The 1,670-nt window shown below is 62.8% G+C and carries 1 protein-coding gene; it reads right to left on the reverse strand.

Annotated elements, in window-relative coordinates; genetic code table 11:
* On the reverse strand, positions 1–1,670 hold a 1,670-nt coding region (locus I5W_RS14115; protein ID WP_374702137.1), incomplete at both ends, for a ribonucleoside-diphosphate reductase subunit alpha.

A 1,670-nucleotide genomic window follows, 5' to 3' on the forward strand; every position in this document is an offset into this window, starting at 1 on the left:
CCGGATTGCTTGCTTACTGGCAGCCTTCGCACTCTTCGAAGCCCGGGTCGCCCGGACGCATGGTGCAGACGCGACCATCGGCTTCGATCGAAGCACCGGGTTCGGCATCACGTAGGCAGCCGATGCAGCAGCAGCCGAAGCGATCGGTGCTGCCGGCACAGCCGTACCCGAGGCCGATGCCATCGCACCCGCACCGCCGTCAACGGCCACGGCGTTCAGGGCACCCGCACGGGAAGTGGACTTCTCGGTATGGGTGGCGCCGATGGTGCGCAGGTAGTAGGTGGTCTTGAGGCCACGCAACCAGGCCAGCTTGTAGGTCTCGTCCAGGCGCTTGCCGGAAGCACCGGCCATGTAGATGTTGAGCGACTGGGCCTGGTCGATCCACTTCTGGCGACGCGAGGCGGCTTCCACCAGCCAGGACGGATCCACTTCGAAGGCGGTGGCGTAGATGTCGCGCAGGTCTTGCGGGATGCGGTCGATCTTGGCCAGGCTGCCGTCGAAATACTTGAGGTCGGCGACCATGACTTCATCCCACAGGCCGCGAGCCTTCAGGTCACGCACCAGATACTCGTTGATCTCGGTGAATTCGCCCGACAGGTTCGACTTCACGTACAGGTTCTGGTAGGTCGGCTCGATGCAAGCGGACACGCCGATGATGTTGGAGATGGTCGCCGTCGGGGCGATGGCCACGCAGTTCGAGTTGCGCATCCCATGTTCGGCGATGCGGGCACGCAGGGCAGCCCAGTCCAGGGTCTCGGTGGTATCGGTTTCCAGGTAGCCGCCGCGCTCTTGCGCCAGCAGCTTCAGGGAGTCCTGCGGCAGGATGCCGCGATCCCACAGCGAACCGCGGTAGGAGGCGTAACGGCCGCGCTCTTCAGCCAGCTCGGTCGAGGCCATGTAGGCGTAGTAGCAGACGGCTTCCATGGAGCGATCGGCAAATTCGACAGCGTCCATCGAGGCATACGGCACGCGCTTGATGTGCAGGCAGTCCTGGAAGCCCATGATGCCCATGCCCACCGGACGGTGACGCAGGTTGGAATCACGCGCCTTCTTGACGGCGTAGTAGTTGATGTCGATGACATTGTCCAACATGCGCATGGCGGTGCGGATGGTCTTTTGCAGCTTGGCATGGTCCAGCTCGCCATTGACCAGGTGCGCCGGCAGGTTCACCGAACCCAGGTTGCAGACCGCGATTTCGCTGTCGTTGGTGTTCAGGGTGATCTCGGTGCACAGGTTGGAGCTGTGGACCACGCCCACGTGTTGCTGCGGCGAACGGATGTTGCAGGGATCCTTGAAGGTGATCCACGGGTGGCCGGTTTCGAAGAGCATCGACAGCATCTTGCGCCACAGGTCGTTGGCGGGCACCTTCTTGAAGAGCTTCAACTCGCCACGGGCGGCCTTGGCTTCATAGGCGGTGTAGGCTTCTTCGAAGGCACGGCCGAACTTGTCGTGCAGGTCCGGGGTGTCGGAGGGCGAGAACAGGGTCCACTCGCCCTTTTCCATCACGCGCTTCATGAACAGGTCGGGAATCCAGTTCGCGGTGTTCATGTCGTGGGTGCGGCGGCGATCGTCGCCGGTGTTCTTGCGCAGTTCGAGAAATTCCTCGATGTCCATGTGCCAGGTTTCCAGGTAGGCGCAGACCGCGCCCTTGCGCTTGCCGCCCTGGTTGA

Origin of the sequence: Herbaspirillum sp. B65 (genome assembly GCF_000333555.1) — a bacterium.
In the GTDB taxonomy this organism is placed as follows: Bacteria; Pseudomonadota; Gammaproteobacteria; order Burkholderiales; family Burkholderiaceae_D; genus Herbaspirillum; species Herbaspirillum rubrisubalbicans.